This window comes from Nocardia acidivorans NBRC 108247, assembly GCF_001625085.1.
Classification (GTDB): Bacteria; Actinomycetota; Actinomycetes; order Mycobacteriales; family Mycobacteriaceae; genus Nocardia; species Nocardia acidivorans.
In genome coordinates this window covers 21,595-40,714 of the sequence record NZ_BDAW01000031.1, presented here as the reverse complement: position 1 = coordinate 40,714, position 19,120 = coordinate 21,595, and the positions used below count along the sequence as shown (strand labels likewise).

14 protein-coding genes are annotated in these 19,120 nt (G+C 68.2%); 3 read left to right on the top strand and 11 right to left on the bottom strand.

All coding sequences use genetic code 11. From position 1 onward, the window contains the following. Nucleotides 1-70 precede the first annotated feature (70 nt). The 6 genes from NA10_RS18050 to NA10_RS18025 form a co-directional block, all read right to left on the bottom strand. Nucleotides 71-1,699 (bottom strand): GMC oxidoreductase, encoded by a 1,629-nt coding sequence (locus NA10_RS18050; RefSeq protein ID WP_067569340.1) that lies wholly within the window; start codon nucleotides 1,697-1,699, stop codon nucleotides 71-73. 143 nt (nucleotides 1,700-1,842) lie between these two features. After that, nucleotides 1,843-2,553, bottom strand: a complete 711-nt coding sequence (locus tag NA10_RS18045) for a type 1 glutamine amidotransferase (protein WP_067569337.1) — start codon at nucleotides 2,551-2,553, stop codon at nucleotides 1,843-1,845. Next, on the bottom strand, nucleotides 2,550-3,791 hold the full coding sequence (locus NA10_RS18040; protein ID WP_067569334.1) for a Mur ligase family protein: 1,242 nt from the start codon (nucleotides 3,789-3,791) through the stop codon (nucleotides 2,550-2,552). Before NA10_RS18040 ends, NA10_RS18045 begins: the two co-directional genes overlap by 4 nt. A 50-nt stretch (nucleotides 3,792-3,841) precedes the next feature. After that, the gene (locus NA10_RS18035) at nucleotides 3,842-4,462 is read right to left on the bottom strand and encodes a pyridoxamine 5'-phosphate oxidase family protein (RefSeq protein ID WP_067569331.1); all 621 of its coding nucleotides are present in this window, start codon (nucleotides 4,460-4,462) and stop codon (nucleotides 3,842-3,844) included. A gap of 56 nt (nucleotides 4,463-4,518) precedes the next feature. Next, the gene (locus tag NA10_RS18030; RefSeq protein WP_067569328.1) at nucleotides 4,519-6,285 is read right to left on the bottom strand and encodes a hydroxysqualene dehydroxylase; all 1,767 of its coding nucleotides are present in this window, start codon (nucleotides 6,283-6,285) and stop codon (nucleotides 4,519-4,521) included. Nucleotides 6,286-6,399: 114 nt separating this feature from the next. Beyond that, the gene (locus NA10_RS18025; RefSeq protein ID WP_067569325.1) at nucleotides 6,400-7,368 is read right to left on the bottom strand and encodes an EamA family transporter; all 969 of its coding nucleotides are present in this window, start codon (nucleotides 7,366-7,368) and stop codon (nucleotides 6,400-6,402) included. Nucleotides 7,369-7,670: 302 nt separating this feature from the next. Here NA10_RS18025 and NA10_RS18020 point away from each other — a divergent pair, with 302 nt between their 5' ends. Beyond that, nucleotides 7,671-8,564, top strand: a complete 894-nt coding sequence (locus tag NA10_RS18020) for a LysR family transcriptional regulator (RefSeq protein WP_067569522.1) — start codon at nucleotides 7,671-7,673, stop codon at nucleotides 8,562-8,564. 83 nt (nucleotides 8,565-8,647) lie between these two features. Then, on the top strand, nucleotides 8,648-9,637 hold the full coding sequence (locus NA10_RS18015) for an LLM class F420-dependent oxidoreductase (protein WP_067569322.1): 990 nt from the start codon (nucleotides 8,648-8,650) through the stop codon (nucleotides 9,635-9,637). A gap of 69 nt (nucleotides 9,638-9,706) precedes the next feature. Here the strand turns inward: NA10_RS18015 and NA10_RS18010 are convergent, their stop codons facing one another. Together NA10_RS18010 and leuA are read right to left on the bottom strand one after the other, a co-directional pair. Next, nucleotides 9,707-11,452, bottom strand: a complete 1,746-nt coding sequence (locus NA10_RS18010) for a nucleotide-binding protein (RefSeq protein ID WP_245677588.1) — start codon at nucleotides 11,450-11,452, stop codon at nucleotides 9,707-9,709. A 290-nt stretch (nucleotides 11,453-11,742) separates the two neighbouring features. Next, the gene (gene leuA / locus NA10_RS18005; RefSeq protein WP_067569319.1) at nucleotides 11,743-13,545 is read right to left on the bottom strand and encodes a 2-isopropylmalate synthase; all 1,803 of its coding nucleotides are present in this window, start codon (nucleotides 13,543-13,545) and stop codon (nucleotides 11,743-11,745) included. 196 nt (nucleotides 13,546-13,741) lie between these two features. Here leuA and NA10_RS18000 point away from each other — a divergent pair, with 196 nt between their 5' ends. Further along, nucleotides 13,742-14,197, top strand: a complete 456-nt coding sequence (locus NA10_RS18000; protein WP_157556597.1) for a hypothetical protein — start codon at nucleotides 13,742-13,744, stop codon at nucleotides 14,195-14,197. On the opposite strand, the gene NA10_RS17995 is transcribed toward NA10_RS18000, so the two are convergent. Genes NA10_RS17995 through NA10_RS17985 form a run of 3 tightly spaced genes read right to left on the bottom strand, consistent with a single transcriptional unit; the run spans nucleotide 14,198 to nucleotide 19,112 of the window. Then, nucleotides 14,198-15,205: a zinc-binding metallopeptidase family protein gene (locus NA10_RS17995; RefSeq protein WP_067569513.1), complete on the bottom strand. Its 1,008-nt coding sequence runs from the start codon at nucleotides 15,203-15,205 to the stop codon at nucleotides 14,198-14,200. Nucleotides 15,206-15,210: 5 nt separating this feature from the next. Further along, complete coding sequence (locus NA10_RS17990) at nucleotides 15,211-16,092, bottom strand: transglutaminase family protein (protein WP_245677587.1); 882 nt, start codon at nucleotides 16,090-16,092, stop codon at nucleotides 15,211-15,213. Next, on the bottom strand, nucleotides 16,089-19,112 hold the full coding sequence (locus NA10_RS17985; protein ID WP_245677586.1) for a circularly permuted type 2 ATP-grasp protein: 3,024 nt from the start codon (nucleotides 19,110-19,112) through the stop codon (nucleotides 16,089-16,091). The genes NA10_RS17990 and NA10_RS17985 overlap by 4 nt, the downstream gene beginning before the upstream one ends. Nucleotides 19,113-19,120: the final 8 nt, after the last annotated feature.

Below are 19,120 nucleotides of genomic sequence, written 5' to 3'. Positions count from 1 at the left end.
ATCGAACGGTCTCGCGCCAGCGTAATTGCCGAGGCCGAATCCGCCCGGATTCCGGCCCCGGGCAATACGGTCAGCGGCCCGCGCCGATAATCGCCTCGATATTGCGTTCGGCGAGAGCGGTGATGGTGAGCGACGGATTCACCGTGGCGGTACTGCCCGGAATACCCGCGCCGTCCATCACGTACAGACCGGGGTGGCCGTGCACGCGACCGTACGCATCGGTCGCCCGGCCGTAGACCGCGCCGCCGAGCGGATGCGCGGTGAAGGCGGCATTGGCGTCGTACCCGATCACTGAGTAGTCGACCGAGGAGTTGGAACTGCCCGCGATGCGCCGGTCCACCGCGCGGCAGGCCGCGACCACCTGATCCTGTGCCGCGCGCGGCCAATTCAGGCCGACGGTATTGCGGGCGCGGTCATAGCCGAAGCGGGCGCGGGTCGGATCGAGCGCGATACCGAGCGAGGCGATGGCCAGGGTGTCCACCGGAATGCCCGGTACGAACCAGTTTTCGAGCGTCAGCGGCATACCGGACGCATCGTGGATACGGCTGGCGCTGGGCACGCCGCCGCCGGTGAGGGTCGGCTCGGTGACGCTGCGCGCCAGCACCGCATCGCCATTGGTGCCCCAGCCGTCGCCGATGTGCTCATTGAGATTGGGCAGGGTGCCGGTGGCCTGGGCGCGCACCAGCAGTTCGGAGGTGCCGATCGAGCCCGCGCCGAGGAACAGCCGATCACAGGTGAGGGTGCGGGTGGCCAGCACTTCACCGGTCGGGGCCAGTTTGGTCACCGAGACCACGAATTTGCCGCCGCCGTCCTGGCCGATGGCGTCCACCCGGTGCCCGGGGAAGATGCCGGTGCGGCCGGTGCCCTCGGCGTAGCGCAGATAGTTCTGATTCAGATCGAACTTGGCGCCATTGGAGTTGCCGAGATTACTGCGCGCGGCGGTCGCCGAGGCGCGCGAGGCACCCGCGAGTTCGGCGCGCAGCACATCCCAGTTGAAGATCGAATCATTGGGCAGCGGTTCATAACCCGCCGTCCGCACCTGCCGGTCCCATACCCGCGAATGCGAGAAGGGCGCGGAGTTGTAGATATCGGCGGGCATGGGGCTCAGCCGCAGCATCTCCCGCACCCGCGGGTAGTAGACGCGATCGAGTTCGTCGTAGTCGGCGATACCGCCGTAGAGCGAATCGAAGATATTGCGCGGCGGCGCGACCATGGCCCCGGTGAAGACGATCGATCCGCCGCCCACCGCGGCTCCGCGCCACACATCGATACCGCCGAATTCGGTGATATCCAGCACGCCGCCGAAATCGGCGAAGGTCATCGGCACCTTGGTGACGCCGGTGAAGCTGGAGCGATGCCAGAAGCCGCGGCCGTCGGGGAGATCGTCGCCGGTGAAGATCTCCCGATTGGGATCATTGGGCCAGCGCGATCCGCGCTCGAGCACGGTATTGGCGATGCCCGCCTGGGCCAGTCGCAGTGCGGTCACGGCCGCGCCGAAGCCGGAGCCGATGACGATCGCCTCGGTGTGCTCGGGCGGATCCGGCAGCGGCGCGAAGATCTCCGGCACCCACGCCTGGAACAGCGCGTTCCACACCGGATTGGCCGAAGCGGATCCGGCACCGCGCGCGGCGGCACCCGAACCCATGCCCGCGAGCAGAGCCGCGGCACCCGCGGCCTTGAACATGGCGCGCCTGCGCAACCGGCCACCTCCCTCATCAAGTAGGCCGCGCGCGAGATTACCGGTCGGTCGGCCGCGCAACAACACATTCGTCGTGCGCCACGAGAATGGTCATGCGTGTCGGCTATGTGTCGCGGTTGCGACGTGGTACAAGCCGCGCCCGGTCAGGCGCGCAGGCGCTCGCGCCGCAACCGGTCGACCTCCGGAAGATCCAGGGGGGACAGCGAATCCACGCCCAGGATCTTCTTGATCAGGTAGTCGGCGAGTTCGGGATTGCGGGCCAGCGCGGGACCGTGCATATAGGTGCCCAGCACCGAACCCTGCACCACGCCCTCGAGACCATCGCCGACACCATTGCCGACGCCCTTGGTCACCCGGGCCAGCCCACTCGCGTCGCCGCCGAGTTTCGTTCCGCCACGGTGGTTTTCGAAACCGGTGAGGGCCTGGGTGAGGCCCGGCAGCAGCGGCTGGGTGGCCACCTCGCCGATGGCCCGCCTGTCCTGCGGGGAGGTGGTGACGTCGAAGAGGCCGACGCCGTCGACCCGTTCACCCGAGGAGGTCTCGTACCAGTGGCCCAGCACCTGGATGGCGGCGCAGATGGCCAGCACCGGGGTACCGCGCCCGGCCGCCTGCTGCAGACCGGGATAGCGCTGCAGGTGCCGGGTGGCCAGCCGCTGCGCCGAATCCTCCGCACCGCCGAGCAGATAGATGTCCAGCGAATCCGGGACCGGATCCGACAGATTGATCTCCACGATCTCGGCGGCATGGCCGCGCATGCGCAGGCGCTGGCGGATGACCACGGCATTGCCGCCGTCACCGTAGGTGCCCATCACGTCCGGGAGGATGAGGCCGATGCGTACGGTCGAGTCGGTCATGCCCGCGCCTTCTCTTCGAGGTCTCGGTTCAGATCACGGAAGGCCGTGTAGTTGGCGAGCACCTCGACCCGGCCGGGCGGGCAGGATGCGATGGCGCGCAAGGGATCCGCGACGGTGATGTGCTCGACACCGGCGTAGGTCAGGCGCACCGCGAGATCGGTGGCCCGCTCCCCCGCGGCCACCACCTGGGTGCCCTCGAAATGTTCGAAGCGCACATCCCACAGCCAGGAAAGATCCTCGCCGTCGGGCACCTGGCCGTTCACTGCGATGACCAAACCCGTTGCGGCGGAGTCGATCATGGACAGCGCCTCCTGCCAGCCGGCCGGATTCTTGGCCAGCAGCAGGCGCGCGGAATGCCCGTGCACCTCGACCGTGCGATAGCGGCCCGCGATCTCGGTGACGGTGCCGGTGGCCTTCGCCGCGGCGGCCGCGTCGGCGCCAATGGCGACGGCGGCGGCCACCGCCTGCGCGGCGTTACCGCGATTGGCACGCCCCGGAAGAGCAAGGGCGAGCGGCAATTCCAGTCCGTCGGGGCCGTAGACGGTGTGCTCGTCCACCCGCCACCGCGGCTCCGGGCGCCGGAAATCGGCTCCGGTGCTGTACCAGTGCTCGCCCTCCCACAGGATGGGCTCACCGCTGCGCGGGCAGCTGGTGGCGTCCACCGACCAGCCGCTCCCGGCGGACACCCACACCACATTGGGATGGTCGTAGGCGATGGAGGTGACCAGCACATCGTCACAGTTGGCGATCAGCACGGCATTCGGGTGCCGGGCCATACCGGCGCGCAGGCGGCGCTCGATCATATTGATCTCGCCGACCCGGTCCAGCTGATCGCGGGAGAGATTGAGCAGCACCACCGCGGCGGGTTCGAGCGCATCGGCCACATGCGGCAGATGCAATTCGTCCACCTCGATGGCGGCCAGGCGCGCGGTGCGATTCGCGGTGAGCGCGGCCACGATTCCGGCATCCATATTCGCGCCGTCGGCCTGGGTGGCGACCGCGCCGAGGGTCTGCAGTGCGGCGGTGGTCATCCGGGTGGTGGTCGATTTGCCATTGGTGCCGGTGACCAGCACCGTGCGCCGGCCCCGCCCCAGCTGGGTCATGATCGTCGGATCGATCTTCAGCGCGATCAGGCCGCCGATCATCGAACCATTGCCGCGCCCCGCGCGCCGCGACGCCCATGACGCCGCCGTCGCCGCCCGCAGCGCCAGCTGTCCGCGTACCGAGATGTCTGCCACGCCGCGAGTTTATTGGTGCGAGCGGGTTGATGCGCAGGCGGCATCGACACTCAGGACTTGTAGAGCAGCTCCTCGTAGGTGTGCGAGTAGTGCTTCTCCAATTGTTCGACGGTCTCGGTGCTCTCGGGTTGCAATTCCTTCACCAGCCGAGCCTGATTCGGCAGCGTGTCGACCGGCCATTGCTCGGGGTTCCACAGGCCGCTGCGCAGGAATGCCTTGGCGCAGTGCAGGAAGATCTGCTCGACCTGGACCTCGACGGCCAGGATCGGACGGTGCCCCTTCACCACCATGTCGTCGAAGTACGGCGCGTCCCGCACCAGCCGGGCTTTGCCGTTGATACGCAGGGTTTCCCCGCGGCCGGGAATCAGGAAGATCACGCCCACACGCGGATTGCTCAGAATATTGAGGTAGCCGTCCGCACGGCGATTGCCCGGGCGCTCGGGAATCGCGAGGGTGTGGTCGTCCAGCACATGAACGAAACCGGCCGGATCGCCCTTGGGCGAGGCATCGCAATTGCCGTCGGCGTCACTGGTGGCCAGCACCACGAAGGGAGAGAGGGAGATCCACTCCTTGTCGCGGGCATGGAGTGCGACGCGCTCCTTGGCGATGGCCCGGGGTGACGGATCACCCAGCAGGGCGCGTAGTTCGGCCTGATCCACGATCTCGCTCATGATTCGATTCAACGCTCGAACCGGGCCGCTGCGCCAGTGGATTGTGCGGTATCTCCCTAGAGCGGGCCGTCGAAGAGGTTGGGCTGACCGGCCTTGAAACGCGCGATGTCCAACTGCCGGAACGGTTCCAGTTCGGTGGCGCGGTAGAGCGTGAACAGCTGACAGCGCGGGGCGTTCGAACCGGACACCTCCAGCAGTGCGTTCACCGCGGTGCGCGCGGCCTCCGACGCGCCCTCCATGGTGGCCAGATCCACCTTGGTGCGCACGTAATCGCCTGCCAGGAACAGGTTTTCGAGCTCGGCGCGATGCGACTCCGGGCGCAGCGCCCAGGAGCCCGCGGTATTGATCAGCAGCGGATCGGCATTGGCATTGCGCTTGGCGCCCGCATCCCAGGTGATGCCGGTGTCCAGGAACCAGGAGTGCAGATCCGCATCGGCGAGCAGTTCGCGCTGATCGTTCAAATGCGCTTTGAGCTGCGCCCATACCTCGCGGGCGATCTCATCGTGGGTGCACTCCTTGGCGGGTTTGCCATAGAGGATGCCGGGGGTGTTCCAATCGGAGATGTCCACCGACAGGCAGTCCCGCACGGTGCCGTCGCCGAAGCCGGTGATCGGGGTGCGCGCCCAGAACTGGTTCTGCGCGATGGAGGTCAGCGACCACGGTGAATCCACATAGGCGACATGACCGCGCGCGATATTCGTCTCGCGCTTCAGGAAGAACTGGATACCGGTCATCCAATCCACCATGAGCTGATTCATGCCCGCCAAATCCGGTCGGCGGGAAAGGATTTCGGGTGACCACAGGGTGCGCGCCACCTCGGTGGGGACGGCGGAGACGAAATAGTCGGCCTCGATCTGCCGTGCCGCGCCGGCACCGTCGACAATGCGCGCGGCGGTGATGCGGCCGTCGGCGATATCCAGGCCGCGCACCTCACCGGTGGCGAATTTCACGCCGAGCTCGCGCAGCCGCGCCACCCACGGATCGATCCACGCCTCATTGGTGGCGCCGTTCAACAGCCGGTCCAGCGCACCGTCGTTCGCGACCTCGAAGGGATTGCCGAGGAACTGCTCACCCATATTGCCGATGGTCAGGGTGCTGGCCAGATCGTCCTTGGCCGCCACCAGCAGGGTGGTCAGCGTGCGCGAGAGCAGCATGCGGAATTCGGTGGAGCGACGGCCCGCGCCGACATAGTCCCGCCAGGAAACCTTGTCCCACTGGCCATATCGCCGGGCATCACAGCTGGTGTTGAAGACCAGCAGGCGATTGGCGAAGTACAGGGCGTCGGCCTCGGACATCTTGGTGCTGGTGGCGATGGCCGATCCGACGGTCTCGCGGAAATCGTCGGGGGTGGCCCAGACCCGGCCCGCGCGGCCCAGCGGCAGGATCACATCATCGGCGTCGCGGCGGGAGAAGCGCGCCTCGGGGGCGGCGATCAGATTGTCCCAGACCCCATTGGCATTGCCCGCGAACGGAATTCGCCGCATGGTGTCGGGAATGTGCCGGTAGAAGCCGGGGAAGAAGCGAAAACCGTGTTCGCCCATCAATTCCGGGCGACCGTCGCGCCCGGTGCCCGGCACCGGAATGCTGCGGGCTTTGCCACCCAGCGCCCGGCGCTCGTACACGGTGACATCGAAGCCGCGTTCGGCCAGTTCGTGCGCCGCGGTGAGTCCGGCGACCCCGCCGCCGAGCACCACGACGGTGCGGCCCGGATCGGCCGCCGCGGGGGTGGGTCGCAGGGTCGCGGCCGTACTCGCCAGAGCACTCGCCGCGACCGCCCCACGCAGCACCGTGCGCCGCGTGACGGACATACGCTGTCCCGTCATTCCCTACCTCCCACGCCTGGGGGAATCCTAGGCAGCGGGAACCGGACACGGGTCCGTAGGGTCGCAATTTCCGGACCTCGTGTCGATCTTTGATGTGTGTATGCCGACCGTTCGCTATACCTCGGCCAGGCGCGGGGCCGGTTCCGCCGGAATCAGTCGAGGTGACGGGGCCGGCACCGGCTCCGGCGCGGAATTCGCAGACTTCGCAGCCCGGGCCGAGGTGGCGGTGAACGCACCCGCGATCACAATGGCCGCGCCGACCAGGGAGACGGCCGACGGATGCTCGTGCAGGAAGGCCCAGGAGGCCCCGATCCCGACCACCGGCACCATGAGCGAGAGCGGTGCGACCGTGCCCGCCGGATAGCGGCTCATCAGATAGGTCCACAGACCCGAACCGGCGATGGTGCCCAGCAGCACGATGTAGGCCAGCGCGGCATAGGCGGGCCAGCCGCGCGCGGAGAACGAGTCGGCCAGATCGCGCAGCCCGGTGGCCGGGCCCTCGACGACGGCGGAGAGCGCGAACATGGGCAGCGGCGGGACGACCGTCATCCACAGCGTCAGGTGCAGCGGATTGACCCCCGCGGCGTGCGCGGCGGCCATGCGGGAGCCGAGATTGCCGAAGGCCCAGCCCAATCCGGCCAGCAGGGTCAGGATCAGCGGCAGCAGCGCGGCCTGATGGGAGCGGTCCCAGCCGATCACCGCCATACCGGCCATGGCCACCGCGATGCCGAGCAATCGCACACCGCGCAACCGCTCCCGCAGGAATACCGCGCCCAGCAGCACCGTGAACGGCGCCGAGGACTGCAACACCAGCGAGGACAGTCCGGTCGGCATCCCGGCGCGCATGGCGCTGAACAGGAAGGCGAACTGCAGAATCCCGAAGCCGACGCCGTACAGCAGCAGCCACCGCCACGGCACCCGCGGGCGCGGGATGAAGATCAGCACCGGCACCGCGATCACCGCGAAGCGCAGGGCGGCGAAGAAGAAGGGTCGGAAGTGGTCGAGGCCCACCCGAATGGCGAGGAAATTCAGCCCCCACAACACCACGACAGCCAGGCCGAGCAGCCGATCACGATTGGTCATGAGGCAAATATGCGGTTGTCCATAGATAAGAACAATCGAATAAATCTGTAGAAACGATGTAGTAGAACTTATCTATGCCGCACCCGGAAGAGCCGGACACCACCCCGCCCCGCACCGTCCCGCGACCCCGGCGCATCGCACCGGACCCGATGGGTCCCCGGCATCTTCCACCGAGCGGGCCCGATCCGCATCCCGGCACCCGAGCCGGGGCCGCCACCCCACCCCGCCGGGTCGGTACAGCCACCGGGGGCGACGCGGTGGGCACGCAGGAGGCGAAGACTGCGCAGGACGGTGGCCCCCTCATGTCGGTCGAGCGATTGCGCGTGTTGCGCGAACTCGCGGATCGAGGGACCGTCGCCGCCGTGGCCGAAGCGCTGTCGATGACGCCCTCCGCGGTGTCCCAGCAACTGAAGGTGCTCGCCCGCGAAGCCGGGGTGGCACTGCTGGAGCCGGAGGGGCGCCGGGTGCGGTTGACCGATGCGGGACGAGCACTGGTGGTGCGGGCCGATGAGGTGCTGGCGGCCATGGAGAAGGCGGCCGCTGAGATGGCCTCGTACCGGGGATCACCGCGCGGACAGGTGCGGGTCGCGTTGTTCCCTTCCGGGGCGGCCCTGCTACTGCCCCAGGTCCTGACCGAATTGGCCGGGACCGGGGTGGAGATGATCGCGGCCGATGAGGATGTGCCACCGGTGCAGGTGCCACGGCTGCTCGCCGATTACGACGTGGTGCTCACGCATCGGGATGAACGGTCCACCTCCCTCGGCGGGGCGCGGGTGGCCTCGCGGGTGCTCATGCGGGAGCCCATCGACGTGGTGGTGGGACCCGAGCATCGGCTGGCCAAGCACGGCGCGGTGGTACCCGCCGAACTGTCCGATGAGACCTGGCTGAGTGTGCGCGGCGGATTCCCGGTGGACGACGTACTGCGCTCGATTGCCACCGTGACCGGCGTGCAGCCGCGAATAGCGCAGCGGCTCAACGACTTCACCGTGATCGAGGCGCTGGTCGCCTCCGGTTACGGCATCGCGCTGATGCCCCGGTACGCGGTCCGGCACGCCGAGGTGGTGATGCTGCGACTGGCGGGGGTGCGCGCCGCGCGGCTCTACGATCTGGCCACGCGTCCGCATGCCGAGAAGCGCCCCGCCGTTGCCACCGTCCTGGCCGCCTTCGAACGCGCCGCGCGCCGCGCCACGCGCTAGCCCCGATGCGACGTGTCGCCGCGCCGGGGCTAGCGCCGCTGCACTCTTGACTTGGAGCGCACTCCAGGTCATAGCGTGAGCGCATGAGCATTCGTCTCGGATATCAGATGCCCAACTTCAGCTACGGGGTGCCGCCGCGCGAGTTGTTCGCCGCGGTCACCGCGCAGGCCCGCGAGGCCGAGGCGGCGGGGTTCGACGCCGCCTTCGTCATGGACCACTTCTACCAGTTGCCACTGCTGGGCACCCCGGACCAGCCCATGCTGGAGGCGTATACGGCGCTGTCCGGATTGGCGGCGGCGACCGAACGAATTCAGTTGTCCGCCTTGGTGACCGGCAATACCTACCGCAATCCGGCACTCACCGCCAAGACCGTCACCACGCTGGATGTGGTGAGCAGCGGGCGGGCCGTACTCGGGATCGGCGCGGGCTGGTTCGAGCTCGAGCATCAGGCGTACGGATTCGAATTCGGCACCTTCACCGAGCGTTTCGAACGACTCGAGGAAGCGCTGCAGATCATCACGCCCATGCTGCGCGGACAGCATTCCACCTTCGACGGGCGCTGGTATCACACGAAGGACGCCATGAACGAGCCGCGCGTGCGCGATGATCTGCCGGTCATGCTCGGCGGCGGCGGGGAGAAGAAGACGTTCGCGCTGGCCGCGCGGTTCGCCGACCATCTCAATATCATCTGCAATGCCTCGGAACTGCCGCGCAAACTGGACGCGCTGCACGCCCGGCTGGATGAGGCGGGACGCGATCGCGCGAGCCTGGAGACCAGTTTCCTGGCCTTCGTCATCGTCGACGAGGACGGCGACCGGGCCCGCAAGGCGCAGGCGGATATGCTTGCGCGGCAAGGGATCACCGATCTCTCGGCATTGCCGGTGGCGGCGCTGCGACAGACCCCGGCGGACCGGCAGTTCGCGGGCACCCCCGATGAGGTGGCCGAGCAGTTGCAATCGCGGGTACTCGATCACGGAATCGACGGGCTCATCGTCAATCTCGTCACCAACGGGCATGAGCCGGGGACCGTGGAGCTGGCCGGGCGGGCATTGGCTCCGCTGGTGCACGGCTGATGCGCTGATACGCGAAACGCCCCGCGGTGGTCGCCGCGGGGCGTTCGTTCGTTCTCGGGGTTGCCGTGCCTAGTGCTGTCGCGGGTAGCCCTGCTGCGCAGCGTGATAGCCGAAATCGTCGGCGACCATGGCGGCGAGCTCCAGCAGTGCGCGCCGGGTCGGCTTGGAGACCAGCTCCAGATCGATCTCCGCGCCTTCGGCCAGGTGATCGTCGAACGGCACCACCTGCACCGCGCGGGTGCGGTCCAGGAACAGTTTGCGCAGCTGATCCAGGTCCACGGTGGAGGAACCCTTGCGAGAGGCGTTGACCACCACCACGGTTCGCTCCACCAGCTTGTGATAGCCATGGTGATCGAGCCAGTCCAGGGTGGCCGAGGCACTGCGGGCGCCGTCGATGGCGGGCGAGGTGACCAGCACCAGCGAACTCGCCATATCCAGGACGCCGGACATGGCCGAATGCATCAGACCGGTGCCGCAGTCGGTGAGGATGATGTTGTAGAACTGCTGCAGGATACCGATCGCCTTACGGTAATCGGCCTCGCTGAACGCCTCCGACACCGCCGGATCCTGTTCGCTGGCAAGCACTTCCAGGCGACTCGGGGCCTGGGAGGTATGCGCGCGCACATCGGAGTAGCGGGTGATGTGGGTGTCCTCCAACAGATTTCGCACCGTGGAGCGGGTCTGCCGCGGCACCCGGTGGGCGAGGGTGCCCAGGTCGGGATTGGCATCGATGGCGATGACCCGGTCACCGCGCTCGGAGGCGAAGGTGGAGCCCAAACCGACGGTGGTGGTGGTCTTTCCGACACCGCCCTTGAGCGAGAGGATGGCGATCCGGTAATCGCCGCGCACCGGCTGGTTCACCCGATCCACCAGCTGCGCGTGCATCAGATCCGCGGGCGACTCACCCGGGTTGATCACACCGCCGGAAGCCTTGTGCACCGCGCGCCGCCAACCGCTGCGCGGTGCGCGTCGCGCCCGGCGCAACAGGTTCAGGTCATTGACCGAGTGCCCCGGCGGCGGCTGCTGCTGGTAGCCGCCGTGCTGCTGCGGAAAACCCTGCTGCGGCTGACCATTCCAGCCCTGCGGCGCGAAGCCGGGCTGCTGCATCGGCTGCTGCGGGGGCTGGGCGGGCGGCGGGGACCAGCTGTAGATCGGGCCGCCGGGTTGATCATTGGCGGGCGCGAACTGACCGGGCTGCCCGAACTGACCGGGCGCACCGCCCGGCTCCTGCGGTCCGGGCTGACCCGGCTGGCCGGACTGGTCGGGAAACACTCGGCGAACCATGCCGTCACTGCCGATTTCCTGCCGGATCTCGCCGTACGGGGTCTCGTCGCGCACCTCACCGTAGGGACCGTCCTGGCCCGGAAACGCGCCCGGCGCACCGGAATTCGGCGGCGGCGCGAACTGGCCGGAATCGGGTGCGGAGTAGTTTCCGGGCGGCGGAAAACCCTGCTGACCGTGCTGGAACGGACCGCCCGGGAACGGCCCCTGTCCGTCGAACGGTCCGTTCGGACCGCCCTGGGGCGGTGCGCCGTACGGGCCCGCGGGCGGGAAGCCGCCCGGCGCAAAGGGATTCGGTCCCTGACCATACGGTCCCGCGGCTTCGGGATGGAAGACGGTCTGCTCGATCGAGTCCGGTACCGGCGGGAAGAATCCGGGCCCCTGCTCACCCTCGGCGGCGGACTCGGCCTCGACGGCCTGATCCGGCTCCGGAGCGCCCTCGCGGGACGAGGGTCGCTCGTCCTCGAGTTCGTCGGCGTCCACCGGTAGCCCGGCCGCGGCCTGCGAGGTCGAATTCTGGTCGTTCGTAGTCACGTGTCCCCCATCTGCTCGACAGCTCGAACAGAGAGCTCGGCGCTAATGCGGCTCCCACGCTAGCATTCCCGACGCTCTCCTACCCGGCCCTGGTAACCCTTCGCACCCTCGCGCAACTGCCCCGCAAATCCGCCTCCCCGAGACTTCAGCGCACGGCTGAGTGCCGTTAACCATCTCGCACGCGTGCCTGCGGTCGCTGCCGAACCGATTCCGGGCGTACCCCATGAGTTACCCGGGCCTCACGAAATCAGTCGTCTCGTTCGCGAAACCCGGGCACCCGAGGGGTTGGATCAGTTGCCGCGGGCCGCTCGGTTGACAGCCGAGACGACCGCGCGCAGCGAAGCGGTGGTGATCGAGGTGGCGATGCCGACGCCCCAGGTGACCTTGTCGCCGATGGCGCATTCGACGTAGGCGGCGGCCTGCGCGTCATCACCGGAGGACATGGCGTGCTCGCTGTAGTCCAGGACGCGCACGTCGTACCCGATGGTGGCCAGCGCGTCCACGAAGGAGGCGAGCGGGCCATTGCCCTCACCGGAGATGGCCTGCTCGACGCCGTCCACCTTGACCACGGCCTCGATATGGTCGACGCCGCCGTCCAATTCGGAGGCGGTGACCTTCTGGCGGATGCGCTCCAGCGGCACGATCGGGGTCAGGTACTCCTCGGAGAAGACGTCCCACATCTCCTTCGGGGTGACCTCGCCGCCCTCACCGTCGGTGATCTTCTGCACGGCCTGCGAGAACTCGATCTGCAGGCGGCGCGGCAGCACCAGCCCGTGATCGGTCTTCATGATGTAGGCGACGCCGCCCTTGCCGGACTGCGAATTCACCCGGATGACAGCCTCGTACGTGCGGCCGACATCCTTCGGATCGATGGGCAGGTACGGGACCGCCCAGGTCATATCGGCCACATCGGAATCCGCGGCGTCGGCCGCGGCCTTCATGGCGTCCAGGCCCTTGTTGATGGCGTCCTGATGCGAACCCGAGAACGCGGTGTAGACCAGATCGCCGCCGTAGGGGTGGCGCTCGGCCACCGGCAGCTGGTTGCAGTATTCGACCGTGCGGCGGATCTCGTCGATATTGCTGAAGTCGATCTGCGGATCCACACCGCGCGAGAACAGATTCATCCCCAGGGTCACCAGGCAGACATTGCCGGTGCGCTCGCCATTGCCGAACAGGCAGCCCTCGATGCGATCCGCACCGGCCTGGTAGCCCAATTCGGCGGCGGCCACCGCGGTGCCGCGGTCATTGTGCGGATGCAGCGACAGCACGATCGAATCGCGGCGGGCCAGATTCCGGCTCATCCACTCGATGGAGTCGGCGTAGACGTTCGGGGTCGCCATCTCCACGGTCGCGGGCAGGTTGATGATCAGCGGCTTGTCCGGCGTCGGCGCGATGATCGCGGAGACGGCGTCGCAGACGTCCAGGGCGTAGTCCAGCTCGGTGCCGGTGTACGACTCGGGGCTGTACTCGTAGCGCCAGTGGGTGTCCGGGTACTTCTTCTCGATCTCCAGGCACAGCGTGGCGGCGTCGGTGGCGATCTTCTTGACGGCCTCGCGGTCTGCGCGGAACACCACGCGGCGCTGCAGAATCGAGGTCGAGTTGTAGAAGTGCACGATGGCATGGGGTGCGCCCGCGCAGGCCTCGAAGGTGCGCTCGATCAGCTCGGGCCGGGACTGGGTCAGCACCTGGATGGTGACATCGTCCGGAATCGCGCCGTCCTCGATGATCTCGCGGACGAAGTCGAAATCGGTCTGGCTGGCGGCCGGGAAGCCGACCTCGATCTCCTTGTAGCCCATCCGCACCAGCAGGTCGAACATGCGGCGCTTGCGGGCCGGGCTCATCGGATCGATCAGGGCCTGATTGCCGTCCCGCAGATCCACCGCACACCACTGCGGGGCGCGGTCGATGACCTTGTCCGGCCAGGTGCGGTCGGCCAGCGTGACGGGCTCGACCTCCTCGGCGAACGGCCGGTACCGAAAGGTCGGCATGGAGGAGTTCTTCTGCGTGTTCCAGGCGGGCTGATCCGCGGGAGCAGGCTTGGACGGCACGTTGACCGTGCGCGAACCGGATACGAAGGCATCAGCGGGTGACATGGCGATTTATCTCCGAGAGTGTGGCTGGATCCCAGGTATGGGGTAGACCGGCACGACGAACACCCGCGACGGGAGCCGGTCCGTATCAGACCCCGCCGCGGCGGCCGAGGAGAAGGCTTGCCCGCTGCATGATGATCAGAGTTTACAGCGTGGCAATACGGTGCCGGAATCCAGGTGCGCCGCTACTGTCGGCCGCATGGCGATGCTGGCGAATGCGCTCGGGCAATGGACCGGGGCGAACGATTTTCGGCTGATGTCCACCGACACCATGGAGACTTCCGCCGCGACCGTGACGGTCACCACCGGGGCGGGCGGGAATCTGACGTCGATCGGATACACCTGGAGCCATCCGGCGGACGGGCCGCAGCAGGGACTGCTGGTCGTCGGTGCGGACGAGGACGGCAAGGCCCGGGCGCTGTGGAGTGACACCTGGCATCAGAAGCCGGGGCCCTCCGTGTTGACGGGTACGGCGAATCCGGGCGCGCAGGTCGAACTGGCAGCGACCTACGCGGGCGACTGGGAGTGGCGGATCATGGTGGACGACACCGTGGACGGGGTGTTCCGGCTGCGCATGGACAATGTGGTGCCCGAGTCGTACAAGCCCGGCGTGGGGGCGTACACCGTGATGGAGCTGACGGCCCATCCCGAATAGCTAAGCCGCGGAACACAGTTCGTGGATGAAGCGCATCTTCTCCAGGACCGGATCGGCCAGGACGAAGGGGTAGAGATCCGGGTGGCCCATCGAGCGGTTGACCATATTGAGCGACCAGGCCAGCGGCAGCCAGAGTTCGATGATGCGGTCGAAACCGGAGCGGCCCAGTTGCGGGCGGTCCATGGTCGCGCCCGCCGGGGCGAAGCCGAAGGACGCGGCGGTGTCGAGGGTGTCGCGGATGTGCAGGTAGTGGGCGAAGGTTTCGGCCCAGTCCTCGGCCGGATGCATGGTGGCGTAGGAGGAGACGTGGTCGGACTCCCAGCCGGGTGGCGGACCGACCCGATAGTGCCGGTCCAGGGCCTGTTGATAATCGGTCAGGGGATCACCGAAAAGGGTTCGGGCCCGGTCTGATTCGGCCGCGGTGACCAGGACCGGATAGTAGTAGTGGCCGATCTCGTGCCGGAAGTGGCCGAGCAGGGTGCGGTAGGGCTCGGCCATCTCGACGCGGAGCTGTTCGCGGTGCACGTCATCGCCCTCGGCCAGGTCCAGGGTGATGAGGCCGTTCTGGTGACCGGTCATGACCTGCTGGTCGGAGCTGGCGAGCAGGTCGAAGGCCAGGCCGTGTTCGGTATCGGTGTGCCGGTCGACGATGGGCAGGCCGAGTTCGGTGAGCTCCATGACCAGGCGGCGTTTGGCGGCCTCGGCCTCGGCGAAGGCGGGCAGCCATTTACCGTCCCGATCGGACGGGCGGGTGCGGGTGAGCCGGCAGGATTCACACAGGCCCGATCCCTTGACCAGCCAATTGCATTGCGCGATATGGCTGTTGTCGCAGAGCCGGTAGCGGTCGGCGTCCAGTACGCCGTCCGCGGGGTCCGCGTCGCCGTTCCGGGCCAGCACCAGCAGCGCCCGGTCGGCGAGGCTGAAACCCAGTGCGCTGCCGCAGTTCAGGCAGAGCGAATTCTCGAAGGCCAACCGCTGGCCGCATTGTGGGCAGGCGAAATCGCGCATGTGCTTCACACCTCGATCGGGGCGACGTCGACGGAGACGCGGATGCTGCTCTCCTTGGCGTCGGTGTAGATGATGCCGCGCATGGGTGGTACGTCGGCGTAGTCGCGGCCCCAGGCCACGGTGACATAGCGTTCGTCGGCGAATTGATTGTTGGTGGGATCGAAGTCGACCCAGTGTCCGTCGGCGCTGCCGTCCGGCAGCCACACCGCGGCCCAGGCATGGGTGGCGTCCGCGCCGACCATGCGCTCGCGGCCGGGCGGCGGATCGGTGGCGAGATAGCCCGACACATAGCGGGCGGCCAGCCCGAGCGAGCGCAGACAGGCGATGCCGAGGCGGGCGAAGTCCTGGCAGACGCCGCGGCGATCGGCGAAGACATCGGCGACCCGGGTGCTGACGGTGGTGGAACCAGATTTGTAGGTGAAGTCGGTGTAAATGCGGGTGGTCAGTTCCCGCACCGCCTCCAGCAGCGGTCGGCCCGGCGGAAAGGATTCTGCGGCATAGGCGGCGACCTCGGGAATGATCTCGGGCGGGTTCAGGTCCAGGGTGAATTCCACCGCGAGCGGACCGTTCTCGATGGCGGGACGGGCCTTCTCCCAGGGACCCGGATCCGGAGCCTCCGGCGGATCCGTCACCTGCACGGTCGATTCGCCGGTCACCTCCAGGCGGCGATGCTCCGCCGTCACATGGAAATACAGCGTGGTGTTGCCGTACACATCGGTGCCGACCGAGCGATCCGACGGCACCGGATCCACCCGGATATCGTGCGCCAGCAGCCGCTGGCCCGGGAATTCGCGCGGGGTCAGATAGGCGCGGCCGTACGAGCTGGTGACCTCGTCCGAATACACGTAGACCGTGCTGTGCACTACTCGATAGCGGCGCACGCTCAACCCACCACCCGGGTGGAGCCCCACAGCGGCTGGGTCTCCCGCGGCACCGAAAGCCGTGTGGTCTCGAAGGATTCGGAGATCTTGCGCAACCGCAGATGAACGCCGTCGAGCAGTTCGGCGAGTTCGGTGCGGCGGCCGGTCGCGTCGGTGACCTCCAGATCCGCGGGATCGACCCGGCGCAGCATGCGCTGGGCGTCGGTCAAGAGTCGTTGCGGGCGTGAGGATCCCGAGGCGGCGGGCAGGGCCAGGAAATCCGCCTCCAGCCGCTCGAGCTGATAGGCCAGCGAGCGCGGATTGCTGCGATCGAACAGCAGCAGGCTCGCCACGGCCGCGACCCGGACCGAATCACCTTGGCGGCGGCGATAACTCACCGACGAGACGGTGGCCTGTAGTACCGCCTCGGTGACCACCCGCCCGATCGGGGCCGGATAGGTGCCGGTGAGCGCGGCCGCGAGCAGCGAGGTGAGCGCGAGGCCGCGTTCGACCCGGCGGCCGATATCCATGACATGCCAGCCCGTATCGCGCACGGTGGATTCCGCGTCGATGCCGGTCAGGGAGAGCAGCGCCGCCAGGGTCCGGGAATGCACCGCCGACAGCGCCGCACCCCGATCGCCGCGGGCGCCGCGGTATTCCGAGAGCGCGCGGTCGACCGCGCCCGTGATCATCCAGGTATCGGGTGAAAGCTGGTCTCGCACAGCGCGAGCGGCCGTCCCGTAGCGCTCGACGGCGAAGGCGAGTGAGCCCGACAGTTCGCGGTCCACGGTCAGGGACACCAGGTAGTCGTGTTCGCGACGGGAAGCGCCGGGCAGCGCGATGGGCATGGTCGGCTGGTCGGAGTACTCGCGGCGACGTTGCGCGGCGGCGGACAGCTCCGGCGAGCCGCCTTGGCTCCGATCGCCGGAACCCTGCCATTGGCCGCCGGAGCCCTGACTCTGACCCCTGCCACCCTGCCACTGACCACCCGAGCCCTGGCTCTGACCACCCGCGCCTTGCGACTGACCACCCGAGCCCTGACCACCCGCGCCTTGCGACCGACCACCCGAGCCCTGACCACCCGCGCCTTGCGACCGACCACCCGAGCCCTGACCCTGACCACCCGCGCCTTGCGACTGACCACCCGAGCCCTGACTCTGACCGCCGGAGCCCTGCGACTGACCCAGCGAACCATCCTGCTGTACAACCGTTTCCGGCACGGCGGGAGCTGCCGCGGTCGTCGCGTCGGAGCCTGTTCGCCGGGGTGCGGGCGGCGTGGTGCCGGTCATATGCCCCAGGGCCGCTATCAGGATCGGCATCGCCTCCGCGCCCTCCATCCAGGGTCGGTACCGATAATCCTGGTAGCGATCGTGGGTGGCGTCGAGCAGCCGGACGGTGGCCTCGGCGCGCTCGCCGTAGCGGCCCATCCAGAACAGATCGTTGAGTACGCGCGGGGAGCTGATGACATCCACGGTGGCCAGGGCGGGCGCGCGCTGTTCACGCTCCTCCGGGATTTCGACCGCGGGCGCGGGGGCGGGTGCGGCGCGAACCCAGACGTCCTTCGCGGCGGCCTCGCCGATGACGCCGTCGGGACCGGTGCGCTGATGCAGTTGGCCGAGTCCGCCCGCCATGACGCGGTATCCGACCCGGCCCGCGAGCGAGAACAGTCGCACGGCGACGGGCGCGGCATCGAGTTCGCCACCGGCGGCGACCGCCGGGGCCACCGAGAATCGGGCCGGTTCCTGGCCCACCCATTTCCAGCCTTCGGCGGCAATGCGTTCGCGCCATTCGGCGCGCTGTGCGCGGGTCAGCAGGGAGCCGAAGACGGTGACCGAATCATCGACGGTGGAGCGCAGGATCAGCCGGTGCAGATTGCCGATCAGGTGCGAGCGCTGGGCATCGTCTCCGCCCCAATAGGTTTCGATACTCGGCAGCTTCAGCTCCTGATCCAGCAGGGCGCGCGACAGCTCCGGCAGGAATGCCGCGAGCGCCGGACTCTCCAGCAGTCCGCTGCCGAGCGTATTGACCACCGTCACCGCGCCCCGGCGCAGCACCTCCACCAGTCCGACCACACCCAATCGCGAATCCGGCCGCAGATCCAGCGGATCGGAGAATTCGGCGTCGACGCGGCGCAGCATCACATCCACCTGCTTGAGGGTGCCCAGCGAGCGCATCCACAGCCGCCCGTCCCGCACCACCAGATCGGCGTTCTCCACCAGCGGGAAACCCAGCACCGATGCGAGATATGCCTGGTCGAAGGCGGTTTCGGATTGCGGTCCGGGGCTGAGCACCACGACGAGCGGTTCCTCGTCGGCGGCATGCGGGGCGGCCTCGACGAGCATCAGTCGCATGGCGCGCACGAAGGGATTGAGCGGCAGCGGGCTGGCCAGTTCGAAGGCCTGCGGAATCGCGGCCGAGACCACCCGCCGGTCCGCGAGCGCGTAGCCCGCCCCGGACGGGGCCTGCGCCCAATCCGCGAGCACCCGGAATCCGCCATCGCTCCAGCGGCTGATATCGCAGGCGTGCAGGAACAGCTGATGCCGCCCGGGCAGCGAGATCCCGTGTGCCGCACGCACATAACCCCGATGACCGAAGACGATCCGCGGTGGCAGCAGCCCCGCGGTGAGGGTGCGGCGCGGACCATACACATCGGCGAGAATGGCGTCCAGCAGCCGGGAGCGCTGGACCACGCCCGCTTCCAGATCCTTCCAGTCCGCGGCGTCCAGGAGCAGCGGAATCGGATCGAGCCGCCACGGTTTCGGCGGCGCGGGCTCATTCGCCGCACCGCCGAGTTCGGTATAGGTGATGGCGTCGTCCTCGATGAGACGGCGCACCCGGGCGTCCAGGGCGTGCAGCCCGTCCCGGCCCAACTCCAGGAATTCGGTGGAGAGCTCGGCCCAGCTGGGGCGCAGGCCGCCACCGCCGTTCACCAATTCGTCGTAATACCCGTCGGTGGGCAGTCCGACCGCATCGAAGGAGCCCGTATCGGCCGCTGCCGCACGGTATTTCGCGTACTCGCCGGGTGCCGTCGTGTCGAACACCGTCACCGTCACCA

What these genes read in the sequence shown, in the direction of transcription:
- NA10_RS18045 (WP_067569337.1), bottom strand. Translation starts at nt 2,553, where the DNA reads ATGACCGACTCGACCGTACGCATCGGCCTCATCCTCCCGGACGTGATG.
- NA10_RS18035 (WP_067569331.1), bottom strand. Translation starts at nt 4,462, where the DNA reads ATGAGCGAGATCGTGGATCAGGCCGAACTACGCGCCCTGCTGGGTGAT.
- NA10_RS18030 (WP_067569328.1), bottom strand. Translation starts at nt 6,285, where the DNA reads ATGACGGGACAGCGTATGTCCGTCACGCGGCGCACGGTGCTGCGTGGG.
- NA10_RS18025 (WP_067569325.1), bottom strand. Translation starts at nt 7,368, where the DNA reads ATGACCAATCGTGATCGGCTGCTCGGCCTGGCTGTCGTGGTGTTGTGG.
- NA10_RS18020 (WP_067569522.1), top strand. Translation starts at nt 7,671, where the DNA reads ATGTCGGTCGAGCGATTGCGCGTGTTGCGCGAACTCGCGGATCGAGGG.
- NA10_RS18015 (WP_067569322.1), top strand. Translation starts at nt 8,648, where the DNA reads ATGAGCATTCGTCTCGGATATCAGATGCCCAACTTCAGCTACGGGGTG.
- leuA (WP_067569319.1), bottom strand. Translation starts at nt 13,545, where the DNA reads ATGTCACCCGCTGATGCCTTCGTATCCGGTTCGCGCACGGTCAACGTG.
- NA10_RS18000 (WP_157556597.1), top strand. Translation starts at nt 13,742, where the DNA reads ATGGCGATGCTGGCGAATGCGCTCGGGCAATGGACCGGGGCGAACGAT.
- NA10_RS17995 (WP_067569513.1), bottom strand. Translation starts at nt 15,205, where the DNA reads ATGCGCGATTTCGCCTGCCCACAATGCGGCCAGCGGTTGGCCTTCGAG.